This window comes from Pseudomonas sp. Seg1 (assembly GCF_018326005.1).
GTDB lineage: Bacteria > Pseudomonadota > Gammaproteobacteria > Pseudomonadales > Pseudomonadaceae > Aquipseudomonas.
On record NZ_AP021903.1, the window covers coordinates 6,052,265 to 6,071,634 of the forward strand.

14 protein-coding genes are annotated in these 19,370 nt (G+C 60.0%); 10 read left to right on the forward strand and 4 right to left on the reverse strand.

All coding sequences use genetic code 11. From position 1 onward, the window contains the following. Nucleotides 1–52 precede the first annotated feature (52 nt). Complete coding sequence (gene betT, locus KI231_RS27230; RefSeq protein ID WP_103304245.1) at nt 53–2,050, reverse strand: choline BCCT transporter BetT; 1,998 nt, start codon at nt 2,048–2,050, stop codon at nt 53–55. 429 nt (nt 2,051–2,479) lie between these two features. On the opposite strand from betT, the gene betI reads away from it, so the two are divergent. The 9 genes from betI to yccS all read left to right on the forward strand — a co-directional run bounded on the left by betI (nt 2,480) and on the right by yccS (nt 16,795). Next, nucleotides 2,480–3,073 (forward strand): transcriptional regulator BetI, encoded by a 594-nt coding sequence (gene betI, locus KI231_RS27235; protein ID WP_213026806.1) that lies wholly within the window; start codon nt 2,480–2,482, stop codon nt 3,071–3,073. An 88-nt stretch (nt 3,074–3,161) separates the two neighbouring features. Beyond that, nucleotides 3,162–4,634: a betaine-aldehyde dehydrogenase gene (gene betB, locus KI231_RS27240; RefSeq protein WP_103304247.1), complete on the forward strand. Its 1,473-nt coding sequence runs from the start codon at nt 3,162–3,164 to the stop codon at nt 4,632–4,634. A gap of 250 nt (nt 4,635–4,884) precedes the next feature. Then, nucleotides 4,885–6,588, forward strand: a complete 1,704-nt coding sequence (gene betA, locus KI231_RS27245) for a choline dehydrogenase (RefSeq protein ID WP_213026807.1) — start codon at nt 4,885–4,887, stop codon at nt 6,586–6,588. A 407-nt stretch (nt 6,589–6,995) separates the two neighbouring features. Then, on the forward strand, nt 6,996–8,438 hold the full coding sequence (locus KI231_RS27250; protein ID WP_213026808.1) for a TldD/PmbA family protein: 1,443 nt from the start codon (nt 6,996–6,998) through the stop codon (nt 8,436–8,438). After that, nucleotides 8,438–9,775 (forward strand): TldD/PmbA family protein, encoded by a 1,338-nt coding sequence (locus KI231_RS27255; RefSeq protein WP_103304250.1) that lies wholly within the window; start codon nt 8,438–8,440, stop codon nt 9,773–9,775. The genes KI231_RS27250 and KI231_RS27255 overlap by 1 nt, the downstream gene beginning before the upstream one ends. 148 nt (nt 9,776–9,923) lie before the next feature. Beyond that, nucleotides 9,924–11,351, forward strand: coding sequence for a multidrug transporter subunit MdtD (gene mdtD / locus KI231_RS27260; RefSeq protein WP_103304251.1), 1,428 nt, complete (start codon nt 9,924–9,926; stop codon nt 11,349–11,351). 307 nt (nt 11,352–11,658) lie between these two features. Continuing rightward, nucleotides 11,659–13,044 (forward strand): ATP-dependent RNA helicase DbpA, encoded by a 1,386-nt coding sequence (gene dbpA, locus KI231_RS27265; RefSeq protein WP_008085781.1) that lies wholly within the window; start codon nt 11,659–11,661, stop codon nt 13,042–13,044. 134 nt (nt 13,045–13,178) lie between these two features. Next, nucleotides 13,179–14,357, forward strand: a complete 1,179-nt coding sequence (locus KI231_RS27270; RefSeq protein WP_213026809.1) for a BaiN/RdsA family NAD(P)/FAD-dependent oxidoreductase — start codon at nt 13,179–13,181, stop codon at nt 14,355–14,357. Between the two features lie 254 nt (nt 14,358–14,611). After that, complete coding sequence (gene yccS / locus KI231_RS27275) at nt 14,612–16,795, forward strand: YccS family putative transporter (protein ID WP_213026810.1); 2,184 nt, start codon at nt 14,612–14,614, stop codon at nt 16,793–16,795. Between the two features lie 146 nt (nt 16,796–16,941). On the opposite strand, the gene KI231_RS27280 is transcribed toward yccS, so the two are convergent. Further along, nucleotides 16,942–17,679: a substrate-binding periplasmic protein gene (locus KI231_RS27280; protein ID WP_103304256.1), complete on the reverse strand. Its 738-nt coding sequence runs from the start codon at nt 17,677–17,679 to the stop codon at nt 16,942–16,944. 255 nt (nt 17,680–17,934) lie between these two features. Here KI231_RS27280 and KI231_RS27285 point away from each other — a divergent pair, with 255 nt between their 5' ends. Next, on the forward strand, nt 17,935–18,387 hold the full coding sequence (locus KI231_RS27285; protein ID WP_213026811.1) for a GNAT family N-acetyltransferase: 453 nt from the start codon (nt 17,935–17,937) through the stop codon (nt 18,385–18,387). Nucleotides 18,388–18,510: 123 nt separating this feature from the next. Here the strand turns inward: KI231_RS27285 and KI231_RS27290 are convergent, their stop codons facing one another. Beyond that, complete coding sequence (locus KI231_RS27290; protein WP_007913779.1) at nt 18,511–18,807, reverse strand: winged helix-turn-helix domain-containing protein; 297 nt, start codon at nt 18,805–18,807, stop codon at nt 18,511–18,513. A 24-nt stretch (nt 18,808–18,831) separates the two neighbouring features. After that, on the reverse strand, nt 18,832–19,326 hold the full coding sequence (locus KI231_RS27295) for a M48 metallopeptidase family protein (RefSeq protein ID WP_103304376.1): 495 nt from the start codon (nt 19,324–19,326) through the stop codon (nt 18,832–18,834). Between the last annotated feature and the right edge of the window lie 44 nt (nt 19,327–19,370).

Here is a 19,370-nt window from a genome sequence, read left to right on the forward strand (position 1 = left end):
CCCTCACCACAATGTTCGGCGGTGCATTCGCTACACCGCCGATCCTCAAGGTTTAGCTGTACACCCGGCCAAGGAGTTGCCGATGGCTTTCAAACTGATCGAGCACATCGCGTGTGATCTGATCCTGCGTGAAGCCCATCAGGTCGTAATCCTGGCTGCCGTTGTGCAAATACACCTCGGCGCGGTAGTAACGCTGGCGCGCTTCATCGGACTGGGCCGATTCGGTCGGGGTCGCCAGATAACCGTCCAGGCTCACTTCGTAAACGAACGGGTTGCCCTCTTCCATCTCGATGCGCACGCCCATGCAACGCTTGGATTTACCCAAAAGCGTTTGCACTTCCAGACCCTGCGCACGCATTTGCGCGGCAGCGTCTTCCAGCGCCGGGCTGACCTGCTTGTCCATGAAACGCTGCACCACCGATTGGCTCGGTTGCAGGTCCAGTTGCGTCAGACGCTCGCTGAAACCGCGACGACCACGTTCAGCCAGTTGCGCCTGCTCCTGTTCGATCTGCACGTCCTGACGCATTGCCTTGTGCAGGCCGAACATGAAGAACACCAGCACCACCGAGAACGGCAGACCGGCCAGCACCACCATGGTTTGCATGGCTTCGAAGTTACCGGCAAACAGCAGGCCGATGGTCACCAGGGTGATCACGACCGACCAGAAGATTCGCAGCCAGTGCGGCGCATCTTCGTCGACGTTGCCGCCCTTGCAGGACAGATTCGCCATCATTACCGCGCCGGAGTCGGCCGGGGTCAGGAACAGCACGAAGCCAACAAAGATCGACACACCGATGACGATTTTCGACGCCGGGTAATGCTCAAGCAACTGATAGATGGCCATCGACGGCTGTTCCAGCGCCGTCTTGCCAAGCTCGACCGCCCCCTGGTTCATCACCAGATCCAGTGCCGAGTTACCGAAGATCGACAGCCAGGCCAGGGTGAAGCCCAGCGGAATCAGCAGCACGCCGGCGACCAGTTCGCGCACGGTACGACCACGGGAAATACGCGCAATGAACATGCCTACAAATGGGGCCCAGGAAATCCACCACGCCCAGTAGAACAGAGTCCACAGACCCAGCCAGCGGTCGGACTTGGCGTTGTCGCCTTCATAGACGTACAGGTCGAACGTCTTCAGCACCACGCCGTTGAGGTAGTCGCCGATGTTCTGCACGAAGCCGTTGAGCAGGTGCAGGGTCGGGCCGAACAGCAGGACGAAAATCAGCAGACCGCTGAACAGCACGATGTTCAGGTTGGACAGACGACGGATGCCGTTTTCCACACCGGACACGGCAGCGATGGTTGCCACGGTGCTCATGACGATGATCACGATCAAAAGGTTGGTGTTGCTGTGCTCCATGCCGAACAGGTTTTCCAGGCCGGAGGACACTTGCAGCGAGCCGATCCCCAGGTTGGTCACCAGACCCAGCAGGGTCACGAACATGCCGAAGCCGTCCACCGCGTGACCGGCCGCGCCTTTGACCCAACGCTCACCCACCAGTGGATACAGCGCCGAACGCAGGGCCAGCGGCTGGTTATGACGATAGGCAAAGTACGCCACGGCCAGACCTACCAGTGCGTAGATCGCCCAGCCGTGCAGGCCCCAGTGCAGGAAAGTCAGTTGCACCGCCTGACGCGCGGCCATGTTGGTGGCCGCTGCGCCTTCCGGCGGATTGAAGTAGTGATCCAGTGGCTCGGAAGCGCCGAAATACAGCAGCGAAATACCGATACCCGACGAGAACAGCATCCCCGCCCAGGCGCCGTAACTGAAATCCGGGGTGTCGTCCTTGCTGCCCAGTTTGAGTTTGCCGTACGAGGAAAACGCCAGGCCCACGACAAATACCAGATAGGCGGCAATCACCACCATGTAGTACCAGCCGAAGCTGCGCGACAACCAGGCCTGAGCCACACCCAACAAACTGCCAGCCTCTTTCGGGGCGATCATCAGAATGGCGGTCAACAACAGAATCAGCGCGGTAGAGGTGTAAAACACCCAACCGTTGACCGTCACCTTCTCGGGCGGGGTCTTTATAAGCGAGGCAGAACTCATGGCACAAATGCTCCAGGCAGTGCGAGAGAAGAACACAAGGCAACACGGAACCCGACCAATCGGTTAGTTGGCAGCCGACCGGCGGGTGATATAAAGACACCCCGAAAAAAGCCCGAACCTGCCGAAATGGCGCTGCGAATCGCTTTCGTGGCCAAAGGCATCCGGACGTTCATCCGAAACCTGGCCCTGAGCGTCTTGCCCTTTCAACACGTCCATCGAATCGCGAACCGCGCCATGCCCCATACAGGTTTCAAGCATTTTCGGATGTCGGTTTTATCGCCACTTACACGTAGGAAAAATCTGTAGGCAGCGACGATTTGTCGCAGATCTTATTCTTTGTTGATTGAACGTTCAATCAAAACAAAATAGACTGGCCCTCAATCCGATAGGCGTCATTCGCCCCTCGGAAGGCCTAAGGAGATGTGCAAGATGCCCAAGGTCGGTATGCAACCCATCCGCCGCCAACAACTGATCGAAGCCACTTTGCAGGCGGTCGATCAGGTCGGAATGGGGGACGCCAGCATTGCGCTGATCGCCCGTTTGGCCGGTGTCTCGAATGGCATCATCAGTCATTACTTTCAGGACAAGAACGGCCTGATTGCCGCCACGATGCGGTATCTGATGAACGTCCTCAGCGAGAACGTCACCGCGCGCCGTCAGGCGCTGGCAGACAGCAGCCCACGGGCGCATCTGCAGGTGATCATCGAAGGCAACTTCGACGCCAGCCAGGTCAATGGCCCGGCAATGAAAACCTGGCTGGCCTTCTGGGCCACCAGCATGCACCAGCCGTCTTTGCACAGGTTGCAGCGGATCAACGATCACCGTCTGTATTCCAACCTGTGCTGCGAGTTCCGCCGTGTGCTGCCGCTCGAAGATGCGCGCACCGCAGCGCGTGGCCTGGCAGCGTTGATTGATGGCTTGTGGTTGCGCGGCGCTTTGTCGGGAGACGCTTTCGACACGGCGCAGGCGCAACAGATCGCTTACGAATACATGGATTTCCAATTGGCCAAGAAGGTGAGCTAGAGCACACAGAAAACGCTCGGCCCCTGAACGCCACCGCAGCCTCACCGCGGTGGTCAACGCCAACCACTAATGCACTTGCGAGGACACTATGGCCCGTTTCGAACTGCAAAAACTTTACATCGATGGTGCGTACTCCGACGCCGGCAGCGATGCCACCTTCGAAGCCATCAACCCGGCTAACGGTGAAGTCCTCGCACTGGTGCAACGTGCGACCAAGGAAGACGTCGAGCGCGCTGTCGTCAGCGCTGAAAAGGGCCAGAAAATCTGGGCTGCGATGACCGCCATGGAGCGTTCGCGCATCCTGCGTCGCGCCGTCGACATCCTGCGCGAGCGCAACGATGAACTGGCTGCTCTGGAAACCCTGGACACCGGTAAAGCCTTCTCCGAAACCAAGTACGTCGACATCGTTACCGGCGCCGACGTGCTGGAATACTACGCAGGCCTGGTACCCGCCATCGAAGGCGAGCAGATCCCGCTGCGTGACACTTCTTTCGTTTACACCCGTCGCGAGCCGCTGGGTGTGGTGGCCGGTATCGGCGCGTGGAACTACCCGATCCAGATCGCGCTGTGGAAATCCGCTCCAGCCTTGGCGGCCGGTAACGCGATGATCTTCAAGCCAAGCGAAGTCACCTCGCTGACCACCCTGAAACTGGCCGAGATCTACACCGAAGCCGGCGTTCCGAATGGCGTGTTCAACGTTCTGACCGGCAGCGGCCGTGAAGTCGGCACCTGGCTGACCGAGCACCCGCGCATCGAAAAAATCTCCTTCACTGGCGGCACCGACACTGGCAAGAAAGTCATGGCCAGCGCTTCGGCTTCGTCGCTGAAAGACGTGACCATGGAACTGGGCGGCAAATCCCCGCTGATCATCTGCGACGACGCAGATCTGGATCGCGCTGCCGACACCGCGATGATGGCCAACTTCTACAGCTCCGGTCAGGTCTGCACCAACGGCACTCGCGTGTTCGTACCGGCTCATCTGAAAGCCGCCTTCGAAGCCAAGATCGTTGAGCGCGTTGCGCGCATCCGCATCGGCAACCCGGAAGACGAAAACACCAACTTCGGCCCGCTGGTCAGCTTCCCGCACATGGAAAGCGTGTTGGGTTACATCGCCAAGGGTAAAGAAGAAGGTGCCCGCGTACTGTGCGGCGGCGAGCGTCTGACCGACGGCGAATTCGCCAAAGGCGCATTCGTTGCTCCGACCGTGTTCACCGATTGCACCGACGACATGACCATCGTTCGTGAAGAAATCTTTGGCCCGGTCATGGCGATCCTCTCCTACGAAACCGAAGAAGAAGTGATCCGCCGTGCCAACGACACCGACTTCGGCCTGGCCGCCGGTATCGTCACCAAAGACCTGAACCGCGCACACCGCGTGATTCATCAACTGGAAGCCGGTATCTGCTGGATCAACGCCTGGGGCGAGTCCGACGCAAAAATGCCGGTGGGCGGTTACAAGCAGTCGGGTGTTGGCCGTGAGAACGGGATCAGCTCGCTGAACAACTTCACGCGCATCAAATCGGTACAGGTCGAGCTGGGCGATTACGTCTCGGTGTTCTGATCTGACGCAGAGTCTGGATGGGCCCTTGTGGCGAGGGGATTCATCCCCGATGGGCTGCAAAGCAGCCCCCTCCAGACACTGCAATTCTCCAGACAGAACCCAGTCGCTGACTTAACGACTGCTGCGCAGCCGGTCGGGGATAAATCCCCTCACCACAGAGGATCTTCTCCACAGGGAGTTTCCTCCTCTGCTTAGGTTTTGCAGCGTCCCGGCGATCTTGACCTGACCAACTTCAAAGAGGGTGCATTCAATGTCCCAAGAATTCGATTACATCATCATCGGTGCCGGCTCGGCCGGTAACACCCTGGCGACCCGTCTGACTGAAGACGCCGGCGTCACCGTTCTGCTGCTCGAAGCCGGCGGCCCGGACTATCGTTTCGACTTCCGCACGCAAATGCCCGCCGCACTGGCGTTCCCGCTGCAGGGTCGTCGCTACAACTGGGCGTACGAAACCGATCCAGAGCCACACATGGACGGTCGCCGGATGGAATGCGGTCGCGGCAAAGGCCTCGGCGGTTCCTCGTTGATCAACGGCATGTGCTACATCCGTGGTAACGCGATGGACTACGACGGCTGGGCAAAACTGCCAGGCCTGGAAGACTGGAGCTACCTCGACTGCCTGCCGTACTTCCGCAAAGCGGAAACCCGCGACATCGGCCCGAACGACTACCACGGTGGCGACGGTCCGGTCAGCGTGACCACGCCGAAGGCTGGCAACAACCCGCTGTTCCACGCCATGGTTGAAGCTGGCGTGCAGGCCGGTTACCCGCGCACCGAAGACCTGAACGGCTACCAGCAGGAAGGCTTCGGTCCGATGGACCGCACCGTGACGCCGAACGGCCGCCGTGCTTCCACCGCCCGTGGCTACCTCGATGTCGCCAAGAAGCGTTCGACCCTGACCATCGTCACTCACGCTCTGACCGACAAGATCCTGTTCGAAGGCAAGCGTGCCGTTGGCGTGCGTTACCTGGTCGGCGACGCTGAAGAGCGCGTTGAAGTCAAAGCCCGCAAAGAAGTCCTGCTGTGCTCCGGCGCCATCGCTTCGCCGCAGATTCTGCAACGTTCCGGTGTCGGCCCGGCAAAACTGCTGGAAAGCCTCGACATCCCGGTCGTACACGATCTGCCGGGTGTCGGTGAAAACCTGCAGGATCACCTTGAGCTGTACCTGCAATACGCCTGCACTCAGCCGGTTTCGCTGTACCCGTCGCTGCTCTGGTACAACCAGCCAGCCATTGGTGCCGAGTGGCTGTTCAACGGCACCGGCATCGGCGCCAGCAACCAGTTCGAAGCCGGCGGTTTCATCCGCTCGCGTCCGGAATTCGAATGGCCGAACATCCAGTACCACTTCCTGCCGGTGGCGATTAACTACAACGGCAGCAACGGTGTGAAAGAGCACGGCTTCCAGGCGCACATGGGTTCTATGCGTTCGCCGAGCCGTGGCCGCATCCAGGTCAAATCCAAGGATCCGCGTCAACACCCGAGCATCCTGTTCAACTACATGGCCACCGAGCAGGACTGGCAGGAATTCCGTGACGGCATCCGCCTGACCCGTGAAATCATGCAGCAGCCTGCTCTGGACGCTTTCCGTGGCCGCGAAATCAGCCCGGGCATCGAAGTGCAAACCGATGAGCAGCTCGACAAGTTCATCCGTGAGCACGCCGAAACCGCGTTCCACCCGTCCTGCTCGTGCAAGATGGGCACCGACGACATGGCTGTGGTTGATGGCGAAGGTCGTGTGCACGGCATGCAGAGTCTGCGCGTGGTCGATGCTTCGATCATGCCGATCATCACCACCGGTAACCTGAACGCACCGACGATCATGATGGCCGAGAAAATCGCCGACAAGATCCGTGGTCGCAAGCCGCTGCCGCGTAGCACCGCGCCGTATTACGTCGCAGGCAATGCGCCAGTGAAGGGCAAGCCGATGCGTGATATCACGCCTGCTGCTCAGTAATTCCGTTATACCGCGTCACGGCTAATCGCTGGCAAGCCAGCTCCCACAGGGTTTTGCGTCGTTCACAAATATTGTGTTCAACAAAAAAACCGGTGGGAGCCTGGCTTGCCAGCGATGAGGCCCTTGAGTAATACCGAGGCGCGGCCTTCGCGAGCAGGCTCGCTCCCACATTGTTTTTGAGTACTCACAGATTTTGTGTTCACTGGAGATCAATTGTGGGAGCGAGCCTGCTCGCGAAGGGGCCCTCACATTCAGCACAAATTCCCCCGCTGCACAGTAATTCCTCCTACACCCCCTCTTCACTTGATCCTACCCCCACGCAGGCCTACTCTAGACCTCGCGCAACCGTTTCACCCCTCCCCGCCGAATCGCCTCACCCCGCAACTCCATAACAAGGAGGTTCCCGAATGTTCGATTTCCACCCCCAGCTCAAGCAGCGCTTCGCTGCCTTGCGCACGGGCGCTGAGTTTTTTTCCCTGCGGTATGTACGCGAGTCCGGCCAGTATCTGTCGGTGCGCAAGAACGTCGCCGAACCGCCAAGCCTGAGCCGTGATGAAGGCGCGATGCTTACCGTTCGCGTCAATGGCGTTGAAGCCTATGCGGCGACCAACGACCTCTCGCAACAAGGCCTGCAAGCTGCCCTTGAGCGCGCAGAAATCCAGGCCCGCCGGCTCAAGCCGCACGCGCTGCTCGACCTGCGCGATCAGCCCGTTTCCAGCGACCGCGCTGACTACTTTTCACCCAATCTCGAACAACCCTTCCCGTCCCTGAGCGAATGCTTTGAGTTGCTCGGCGCGGAATCCGCCTCGGTGCCAAAGGATGAGCGCCTGGTGAATTGGGAAGTGAGCATCGGCATTACCCATGTCGAGCAGATCTACCTGAGCAGCGCCGGAGCCGAATTGCGTCAGGCCCAGCGCTTCGTCTACCCAGGCCTCGACGTCACCGCCTACGACGGCAACGACAGCCAGACCCGCAGCCTCGGCCGCGAGAACTTCGGCCAACAGGGCGGCGCTGACGTGATCAGCCGCTGCGGCCTGGTTGGTGCCGGTCCGCAGGTGGCCGACCAGGCCCTGCAACTGCTGCTCGCGCCCAACACTCCGCAAGGGCCGCGCGACCTGCTGTTGATGCCCGATCAGATGATGCTGCAGATCCACGAATCCATTGGTCACCCGCTGGAACTCGACCGGATTCTCGGCGACGAGCGCAATTACGCAGGTACCAGTTTCGTCAAAGCATCTGATTTCGGCAGCCTGCAATACGGCTCGAAACTGCTCAACGTGACCTTCGATCCGGGCATCCCCGAAGAACTCGCCAGTTACGGCCACGACGACGATGGCAGCAAGGCCAGCAAGCAATTCCTGATTCGCGAGGGCCTGCTGCTGCGACCATTGGGCGGTGCTCTGTCGCAGTTCCGCGCCGGTCTCGACGGTGTCGCCAACAGTCGCGCCTGTGGCTGGAACCGCGCGCCGATCGACCGTATGGCCAACCTCAATATCGAACCGGGCGACCAGCCGCTGAACAAGCTGATCGAAGGCATCGAGCACGGCATTTTGATGAGCACCAACCGCTCGTGGTCGATTGACGATGCACGCAACAAATTCCAGTTCGGCTGCGAATGGGGCCAGTTGATCGAAAACGGCGAACTCAAAGGCGTGGTGAAAAACCCGAACTACCGGGCGATTTCCGCGCACTTCTGGAAAAGCCTGCGCGCCGTCGGCGACGCCAACACCGTCAAGGTGCTGGGCACGCCAAACTGCGGCAAGGGCGAACCGAACCAGGTGATCCGCGTCGGCCACGCTTCGCCGGCCTGCGTATTCAGCAATGTTGATGTGTTTGGGGGAGACGCCTGATGAGTACGGTCAAGAATCAGGCTGAGGCCTTTAAAGTACTGGTCAACTGGCTGCGCGACACAGTGCGCGAGCCGGAACAGTTCACCCTCAGCTATGCCGCCGAATCGTCGGCGTTCGTGCGTTTCAACCACGCCAAGGTGCGTCAGGCCGGGCAAGTGCAGCAGGCCGATGTCGGCCTGAAACTGATCAACGACGGCCGCCATGCCGACTTGCACATCACCCTCTCCGGTGATCTGGAAGGCGACCTGCAACGCCTCGCCGAAGGCCTGCAACAATTGCGCGAAACCCTGCCGCTGCTGCCGCAGGATCCGTATCTGTTGCTCAACCACAATGGCTGGCAGAGCAATAACGTGCAGGAGCATCCGCTGCCGGACACCGAGCAGGTAGTCGACGAAATCTGCGCCGCCGCCGAAGGTCTGGACCTGGTGGGCTTCTATGCCGCCGGCCCGATCAGCCGTGGTTTCGCCAGTTCTTCAGGCGCCTTCGGCTGGCATCAGGCGAACAGCTTCAACTTCGATTTCAGCCTGTTCCACGAGAACGGCGAGGCCGTGAAGGCCAGTTACGCCGGGCACGACTGGAGCAGCGATGGTTTCGCCAAACGCTTCCAGCAGGCGCGCGAGCAACTGGAATTCCTTGGTCGGCCGTTGCGCACCTTGGCACCGGGGCAATACCGCGCGTATCTGGCGCCGGCGGCGCTGGAAGAAATCATGGGCATGCTGAGCTGGGGCGGTTTCTCGGCGCAATCGATCGCGAGCAAAAGCAGCCCGTTGCAGAAGCTCTATGTCGGCGATCAGGCGTTCAGCCCGCTGGTGTCGCTGGATGAGAAAGTCAGCGAATCGTTGAGCCCGGCGTTTTCCGGTGAAGGTTATCCACGCAGCGATCTGCGCCTGATCGTCGAAGGCAAGGCTGGCGATCAATTGGTCGGTTCGCGCAGTGCGGCCGAATACGGCCTGACGGCCAACGGTGCCAGCGGCGGTGAATCGCCGAGTGCATTGAACATGGCTGCCGGTGATCTGTCGCAAGCAGAGATCCTCAAGCAATTGGGCACCGGGCTGTACATCAGCAACCTGTGGTACCTGAACTTCTCGGATCAACCGGCGGCGCGCATGACCGGCATGACCCGCTTCGCGACCTTCTGGGTCGAGAACGGCGAAATCCAGGCCCCGGTCAGCACCATGCGTTTCGATGACAGCGCCTACAGCTTGCTGGGTTCGCAGCTGGAAGCACTGACCGCCGAGCGTGAGTTGCTGCTGTCGGCGAGTACGTATAGCCAGCGCAATACTTCCTCGGCGTTGCTGCCGGGGGCGCTGGTCAGCCGACTGACCCTGACCTTGTAATACCGCAACACCGCAGTACCTGTGGGAGCTGGCTTGCCAGCGATGGCGGACTTTCAGGCAACAACGATGTTGAATCTGAGGGCCTCATCGCTGGCAAGCCAGCTCCCACAGGGTAGTGTTCCGTCTGATCCACTTTCTCAGAGGTTCCATGCCCACTCGCCCGCCTCTCGACGCCATCACCGCCCGCTGGTTGCCGTGGGTCGTCGCCATTGCGTTCTTCATGCAGTCCCTCGACGGGACCATCCTCAACACCGCCCTGCCGGCCATGGCCCGAGATCTGGCCGAAGACCCTCTGCGCATGCAGGGTGTGGTCATCTCCTACATGCTCACCGTGGCGCTGTTGATCCCCGCTTCCGGGTGGATCGCCGACCGCTTCGGGACCAAGAAAATCTTCTTCGGCGCGATCCTCCTGTTCAGCTTCGGCTCGCTGCTCTGCGCGTTGTCGAGCAGCCTGAGCATGCTGGTTGGCGCCCGCGTCATCCAAGGCTTGGGCGGCGCGCTGATGTTGCCGGTCGGTCGACTGGTGGTTTTACGTGCCTATCCAAGATCGGAACTGGTGCGGATCATGGGTTTCATCACCATCCCCGGCCTGCTCGGCCCGTTGATCGGCCCGACCATGGGCGGCTGGATGGTCGAATACCTGACGTGGCACTGGATCTTCCTGATCAACCTGCCGGTCGGCGTCATCGGCTGCTACGCAGTGTGGAAGTTCATCCCCGACCTGCGCGGCACCGAGCGCACACGCTTCGATAGTCTTGGTTTCCTGTTGTTTGGCGCGGCGATGATTCTGATCACCATCGCCATGGAAGGGCTCGGCGAACTGCACCTGCCGCACCTGCGGGTGATGTTGCTGTTGTTCGGCGGCATGGCCTGTCTGGCAGCGTATTGGTTGCGCGCCGGACACATCGAAAACCCGCTGTTCGCGCCGTCACTGTTCAAGACCCGCACCTTTGCCGTGGGCATTCTCGGCAATCTGTTCGCACGTCTGGGTAGCGGTGCCCTGCCGTTTCTGGTGCCGTTGCTGCTGCAAGTGGCGCTCGGTTATTCGCCGTCGCAAGCGGGGATGAGCATGCTGCCGCTGGCCGCTGCGGCGATGGTCGCCAAATGGGTGGCGCGGCCGCTGATCGAACGTCTCGGTTATCGCATTGTGCTGACCGGCAACACACTGGCGCTGGGGATCATGCTGGCGAGCATGGGCCTGGTCAGCGAGCAGACACCGTACTGGCTGCTGCTGTGTCTGCTGGCGGTTCTCGGCGCGATCAACTCGCTGCAATTTACGGCGATGAATACGGTGACGTTGATTGATCTGGATGATGCGAGCGCCAGCAGCGGCAACAGTTTGCTCTCGGTGGTGGCGCAGTTGTCCCTGAGTCTTGGGGTTGCCTGCGCGGGCGCGCTGCTCGGCGGGTTCACGGCGGAGATCGGCAACGACGGCGTCGAGACCGTATTGGGCGCGTTCCAGTTGACCTTCGTCACGGTCGGGATCATGGCGATGCTGGCGGCGACAATTTTCTCGCAACTGTCGAAAGAAGACGGCCGCCGCGCCAAACGCCCGGAAGAGCACATCGAACACTGATTTGCGCTGAAGGGCTTTTGTGGCGAGGGAGCTTTGTGGTGAGGGGATTTATCCCCGACGGGTTGCGCAGCGACCCCAAGAAAGCTGAATGCGATCAGTCTGATGCACTGAGGCGGCAGGTTTTGGGGCTGCTTCGCAGCCCATCGCGGATAAATCCCCTCACCACAGAGGCTCCTCTGCCACAGCTTCATCTATGGTCCGGGAACAACTCTGGGCTGTTGATTCAGTCACTGTTCGTCCAGAACTTTCGAGGAAAGTGGCCCGGGGCTGCTACACTGCGCGACATTTTGTTTTGCAGGCCAGTCCCGTGACCACCATCGCCACCGCTTTTAATACTCTGCCGCTGTCCGCCGCCATGCTGGCTAACCTCGAATCACTCGGTTATGCCCAGATGACGCCGATCCAGGCGCAGAGCTTGCCGGTGATCCTCAAGGGGATGGACCTGATCGCCCAGGCCAAGACCGGCAGCGGCAAAACCGCTGCGTTCGGCATCGGCCTGCTCAACCCGATCAACCCGCGCTACTTCGGTTGCCAGGCGCTGGTAATCTGCCCGACCCGTGAGCTGGCCGATCAGGTTGCCAAGGAAATCCGTCGTCTGGCCCGTGCCGAAGACAACATCAAGGTCCTGACCCTGTGCGGTGGCGTGTCGTTCGGCCCGCAGATCGCTTCGCTGGAACACGGCGCGCACATCATCGTCGGCACCCCGGGGCGCATTCAGCAGCACCTGCGCAAGGGCTCGCTGGTGCTCGATGGCCTGAACACGCTGATCCTCGACGAAGCCGACCGCATGCTCGACATGGGTTTCTACGACGCCATCGAAGACATCATCGTCAAGACGCCAGAGCGTCGTCAGACCCTGCTGTTCTCCGCGACTTACCCGGTGGGCATCAAACAACTCGCCTCGAAGTTCATGCGTGACCCGCAAACGGTGAAAGCCGAAGCGTTCCACGATGACACGCAGATCGAGCAGCGTTTCTACGAGATTTCCCCGGAAGACCGGATGAGCGTAGTGACCAAAGTCCTGCACCACTTCCGCCCGGCGTCCTGTGTAGCCTTCTGCTTCACCAAGCAGCAGGTGCAGGAAACCGTCGATCACCTGACCGCCAAAGGCATTTCCGCCGTCGGCCTGCACGGCGATCTGGAACAGCGTGACCGCGACCAGGTGCTGGCGATGTTCGCCAACCGCAGTACTTCGGTACTGGTTGCCACCGACGTTGCCGCCCGTGGTCTGGACATCGACGCGCTGGACATGGTGATCAACGTCGAACTGGCCCGCGATTCGGAAATCCACATTCACCGCGTCGGCCGTACCGGTCGTGCTGGCGAGAAAGGCATTGCGATCAGTCTGGTTGCCCCGGGCGAAGCACACCGCGCTCAAGCCATCGAACAACTGCAGAAATCGCCGCTGAACTGGGATCAGGTCGACAACCTCAAGTCCCAGGGCCTTGCCCCGCTGCAACCGCCAATGACTACCCTGTGCATCGGCGCTGGTCGTAAAGACAAAGTGCGTCCGGGCGACATTCTTGGCGCATTGACCGGCGACGCCGGCATTCCGGGTGCGCAGGTTGGCAAGATCGCGATCTTTGATTTCCAGGCCTACGTGGCGGTTGACCGCACTGTGGCCATGCAGGCTTTGCAGCGTTTGAACGACGGCAAGATCAAGGGCCGTTCGCTGCGCGTGCGTATCCTCTGACCCGATCGTTCCCACGCTCTGCGTGGGAACGCATCCTGTGACGCTCCGCGTCACGATTCAACAGCGGACGCAGAGCGTCCATGGCGGCATTCCCACGCAGAGCGTGGGAACGATCATTGTGTGAGGACACCGTTTTGCGCTCTACCGAAGTCGTGATCATTGGCGCTGGCGCCGCTGGGTTGATGTGTGCACTGACCGCCGCCGGGCGCGGGCGTCAGGTGTTGCTGCTCGACCACGCGAACAAGGCCGGCAAGAAAATCCTGATGTCGGGCGGTGGCCGCTGCAACTTCACCAACATGTACACCGAGCCGAGCAATTTCCTCTCGCAGAACCCGCATTTTTGCAAATCGGCACTGGCGCGTTACACCCAGTGGGATTTCATCGGCATGGTCGGCAAGCACGCCGTGCCGTACCACGAGAAAAAACTCGGCCAGCTGTTCTGCGATAACAAGTCCAGCGACATCCTCGAAATGCTCCTCACCGAATGCGATCAAGTCGGTGTCGACCTGCGTCTGGACACCTCGATCCAGACCATCGAGAAAGTCGAAAATGGCTACCTGCTCGACACCACCCTCGGTCAAGTCCAGTGCCAGTCGCTGGTAATTGCCACGGGTGGTCTGTCGATCCCGACGCTGGGCGCCACCGGTTTTGGTTATCAGGTGGCCAAGCAATTCGGCCATGAACTGCTGCCGACCCGCGCCGGGCTGGTGCCGTTCACCATCACCGATCAGCTCAAGGAATTGTGCACCGAACTGTCCGGGACTTCGGTGGATTGCCTGGTCAGCTGCAACGAGCAGAGCTTTCGCGAGAATATCCTGTTCACGCACCGTGGCCTCAGTGGTCCGGCGATTCTGCAGATTTCCTCGTTCTGGGAATCCGGCGACACGGTGGAGATCAACTTGCTGCCGGATCACGACGCCGCGAGCTGGCTGCAACAGCAAGTGGCCGAACGCCCCAATAGCGAGCTGAAAACGTTGCTGGGTGAAATCTTCACCAAGAAGATGGCCAACCTGCTGGCGGACAACTGGTTCATCTCCAAGCCGATGAAGCAGTACACCCACGCGGAACTGGCGGAGATCGCCGAGAAGCTCGGCAGCTGGAAAGTCGTGCCGGCGGGTACTGAAGGTTATCGCACCGCCGAGGTAACACTCGGTGGCGTGGATACCCGCGAAGTGTCTTCCAAAACCATGGAGTCGCTGAAAAGCCCGGGCCTGTATTTCATCGGCGAAGTGCTCGACGTCACCGGCCACCTGGGCGGCTTCAACTTCCAGTGGGCCTGGGCCTCGGGTTACGCGGCTGCGCAGTACGCTTGATTCAAAGCTAAATACAAAATCCTGTGGGAGCTGGCTTGCCAGCGATGAGGCCGGCGGATCCAACATAATTGTTGCCTGTCAGGCAGCCATCGCTGGCAAGCCAGCTCCCACAGGGTTCCGTGCCCAATTCAAGATTTAATCCAGCACAAGATCTCAAAGGAACACTTTTTGCTGTCAGATGTGATCGGCGCCATTGCGTCGGCGTCATTACTGGCTCAATTTAGCGGCATCGCCTCGGAAGGCCTTCGCACTTCATGTCCTCGACCTCGTTTCGTCAGTCTTTGCGGCGCCTGTGGGCGCTGGATAAATTCAGCTACAGCGTGCGGGTGTTCATCGCCCTGACCGGCAGCATGGCGCTGTGTTGGTATCAGGATGAAATGGGCCTGCTGATCCCGTTGTTCCTCGGCATTATCGCCAGCGCCCTGGCCGAGACCGACGACAGTTGGCAGGGCCGCCTCAACGCACTCGCGGTGACGCTGGTGTGTTTCAGCATCGCCGCGCTGTCGGTGGAATTGCTCTTCCCCTACCCCATCGTGTTTGCCATTGCCTTGGCGCTGGCCAGCTTCGGCCTGACCATGCTCGGTGCGCTCGGCGAGCGTTATGGGGCGATTGCCTCGGCAACGTTGATTCTTTCCGTGTACACGATGATCGGCGTCGATCAACGCGGTGGTGCGGTCACTGATTTCTGGCACGAACCGATGCTGCTGGTGGCGGGTGCGGCGTGGTACGGCTTGCTCTCGGTGTTGTGGCAGGCGATGTTTTCCAATCAGCCGGTACAGCAGAGCCTGGCGCGGTTGTTCCGTGAACTGGGGTTTTACCTGAAGTTGAAATCCTCGCTGTTCGAGCCGATCCGGCAGATGGACGTCGAAGCACGACGGCTGGAGCTGGCCCAGCAAAATGGCCGCGTGGTGGCGGCACTGAACAGTGCCAAGGAAATCATTCTGCACCGGGTCGGCAACGGTCGCCCCGGCTCGAAAGTCAGCCGTTACCTGAAGTTGTACTTCCTCGCTCAGGACATCCACGAACGCGCCAGCTCTTCGCACTATCCCTACAATGCGCTGGCCGAAGCGTTTTTCCACAGTGATGTGCTGTTCCGCTGCCAACGCCTGTTGCGCCAGCAAGGCAAAGCCTGCCGCGCACTGGCCGAATCGATCCAGATGCGCCAGCCGTTCATCTATGACGCCAGTTTCGCCGAAGCGCTGAGCGACCTCGACGCCTCCCTCGAACACCTGCGCATCCAGAGCAATCCGGCATGGCGCGGACTCCTGCGTTCGTTGCGCGCACTGGCAGCCAACCTCGGCACCCTCGACCGTTTGCTCAGCGACGCGAGTAACCCCGACGCCCTCGCCGACGCCACCGACAGCAGCCTGCTCGACCGCTCGCCACGCAACCTCAAGGACGTGTGGATTCGCCTGCGCACGCAACTGACACCGACTTCGTTGTTGTTCCGCCATGCCCTGCGCCTGCCGCTGGCGCTGAGCATCGGCTATGGCATGGTGCATTTGATTCACCCGTCGCAAGGCTACTGGATCATCCTCACCACCCTGTTCGTCTGCCAGCCGAACTACGGCGCCACGCGGCGCAAACTCGGTCAGCGGATTTTCGGCACGGCCATCGGCCTGACCGTGGCATGGGCGCTGTTCGATCTGTTCCCGAGTCCGTTGGTGCAGTCGTGTTTCGCCATCGCCGCCGGCGTGGTGTTCTTTACCAACCGCACCACGCGCTACACCTTGGCGACGGCGGCGATCACCATCATGGTGCTGTTCTGCTTCAACCAGGTCGGCGACGGTTACGGGCTGTTCCTGCCGCGACTGTTCGATACTTTGCTCGGCAGCCTGATTGCCGGCCTGACGGTGTTCCTGTTCCTGCCTGACTGGCAGGGCCGACGCCTGAACAAAGTGCTGGCCAACACCCTGACCTGCAACAGCATCTACCTGCGCCAGATCATGCAGCAATATGCCGCCGGCAAGAGCGACGACCTCGCTTATCGTCTGGCCCGGCGCAATGCGCATAACGCCGATGCGGCGCTGTCGACGACACTGGCGAACATGCTGATGGAGCCGGGGCATTTCCGCAAAGAAGCGGATGTCGGTTTCCGCTTTCTGGTGCTGTCGCACACCTTGCTCAGTTACCTGTCAGGGCTGGGTGCGCACCGCGAGACGCAGTTGCCGGCGGAGGTGCGAGAGCATTTGATCGATGGGGCCGGGGTGAAGCTGGCGACGAGCATTGATGAAATCGCCCAGGGGCTAGCGAGCAAGCAGCCGATTGCGATTCAGAGTGATGAAGAAGAAGCGCTGGCCAACGAACTGGAGCAGATGCCCGATGAGATTGATGAAGGGCAGCGCCTGGTGCAGACGCAATTGGCGTTGATCTGCCGGCAGTTGGGGCCGTTGCGCACGTTAGCGGCGCATTTGATCAAGGACACCTCCGAAGTTTGAGGTGGCCTGACTGGCCTCATCGCTGGCAAGCCAGCTCCCACAGTGGGTCGAGTGATTCACAAAATTGTGCTTCACCAAAGACCCTGTGGGAGCTGGCTTGCCAGCGATGAGGCCCTCAGCAACAACACAACTCTGGGATCAGACACCTACATCCCATGCTGGCGCAGCAAGCGGTCATAACTGCCATCCGCCTTCATCGCCGCTATCGCCCGATCAAACCCCGCCACGATCTGCTCATGCTGCGGATTTTTCAGGCTCACCAATATATGCAGGCTGTTCTCGCTCAACGGTTTGGGCAAGAACTCCACCGAATTGCGCACCTTGGCTGATTCCCGCGCCAGGTAGTACTTCGCGACATACTCGTCCTCCAGCGTCAACTTGACCCGGTCCGCCGCCAGCATGCGCACCGCCATGGCGAAGTTATGCACAGGGACTTTCTGCAACGCCGTGTCGGCATCAAATGGCGGCGAATAGGCATAACCGCGCACCACTGCAATCGGGTATGTGTGCAATTGCTGCAGATTGGAGTATTCAAGCGGCGTGTCTTTGCGCTTGAGGAAGCGGATGCGGTTGAGCAGGTACTCACCGGAAAACTGCCCGAGTTTCGTCCGCTCATCGTTGTACCAGGCGTTGACCAGTACATCGTAACGGCCTTCGCCGACACCCAGCAGCGCCCGTGCCCACGGCACCTGTTCATAACCGCTGGCATAACCGGCCCGGGCCAGCGCGGTGCTGACGATGTCGGTGGCCAGGCCGCCATTGACCAGCGTGTCGTCGGTAAAGGGTGGCCAGATATCGAATACCAGCCGCAGCTTATCGGCTGCAGCGTTCTGACCCAGCAAGAGCAATCCGATCAAAGCAAAGGCTCGATGCAATCGCGGCATGCTTGAAAATCCTTAGCGGGCGAGCTGCCCGGCGTATTTTTCAGTCAAAACCCAAGGCCCCTTACCGGCGAAACCCAGGCCCTAACGTTAGCTCATTGAAGCCAGTGCACAGCGCTCTCCAGCAGATTACACAAAGAAGACACCGTCGCGAGAAAGGAATGATGGCATTTTGACCTTTATCACAGACTCTTCAGCCATACAGACATCTTTGGCGTCTGCGCTTAGTATCGGGCGACGCCTTCAAGGAATCGAAAAATGACAATCGAATGGGTCTGCAAACATCACAGTGATTTGGGCAAAGAACAGTTGTACGCACTGCTGAAACTGCGTTCGGAAGTTTTCGTGGTCGAACAGAAATGCGCCTACCCCGACCTCGATGGCCAGGATCTGGACGGTGACACCTATCATTTGATGGGTTGGGAGGATGACCAGTTGATGGCGTATCTGCGCCTGCTGGATCCGGAATCCCAGGGCGGTGACGTGGTGATCGGCCGGGTGATAACTGCGCCGCAAGGGCGAGGCAAAGGGCTTGGGCACGAAATGATGGAACAGGCGCTGAAACAGGCCGAGAAGCATTGGCCACAGGTGCCGATCTATCTGTCGGCACAAGCGCATTTGCAGGGGTATTACGGCAAGTACGGGTTTGTGGTGGCGGGTGAGGAGTATCTGGAGGATTACATTCCGCATATCGGGATGCGTCGCTCCTGAAAGCCCCATCGCTGGCAAGCCAGCTCCCACAGAGATCTGCGGCAAACACACTTTTTGTGAATGACAGAAAAACCTGTGGGAGCTGGCTTGCCAGCGATGGCTTCAGCTCAGTCAACGCAGGACTCAGGGATATTCCAGCACTGCCTTGATCTGCCGCAAATTACGCTCGATCCACCCGCGATCAATCGCCCCCCACTCGCGAATCCGATAGCGCCCGGCATGGTTGCGTGCGCCCTCTTCCTGCTCGAATTCACAAACGATATCCAGATCCGCCAGTGCCGCAATCGTGTCCTGCGCCGTGCGCCGGGGCATGCCGGTCACTTCGGTCAGCGTCGGCACACTCGGCGCCAGACCGCTGTCGATCAGGTACGCCACGTACAAGCGGCGGTAGAAACTGCTTTTGGTCTTGCTGACGTCCATCCACACCTTCCTGGTTGCGTACTGTTAAGCCTGCAGATCCCGCCACGTCAGGTACACGCGCAGATCAAACTCGACCTGGTGATACCCCGGCAGCATGTGCTCACACAATTTATAAAACGCCTTGTTGTGATCCGACTCTTTGAAATGCGCCAGTTCATGCACCACGATCATCTTCAGAAAATCCGGCGCGGCATCCTTGAACAGCGAGGCGATACGAATCTCTTTCTTGGCCTTGAGCTTGCCGCCCTGCACTCGCGAAACCGTGGTGTGCAGACCGAGCGCACGGTGGGTCAGATCGAGGCGGTTGTCGAACAGCACTTTGTCGATGGCCGGGGCGTTGCGCAGATATTCCTGCTTCAAGTCCAGTGCGTAGCTGTACAGCGCCTTGTCGCTCTGCACATCGTGCCGCCCCGAATAGCGCTGATCCAGGTATTCACCCAGACGCCCGTCGGCAATCAGTTGGCGCACCTGATCCTGAAGTTGCGCGGGATAGGCCTGGAGGTACTTCAACACAGTCATGGACGAGCGACACGGTTCGAAAAAGGTGCGCCAGTGTAGCGAAT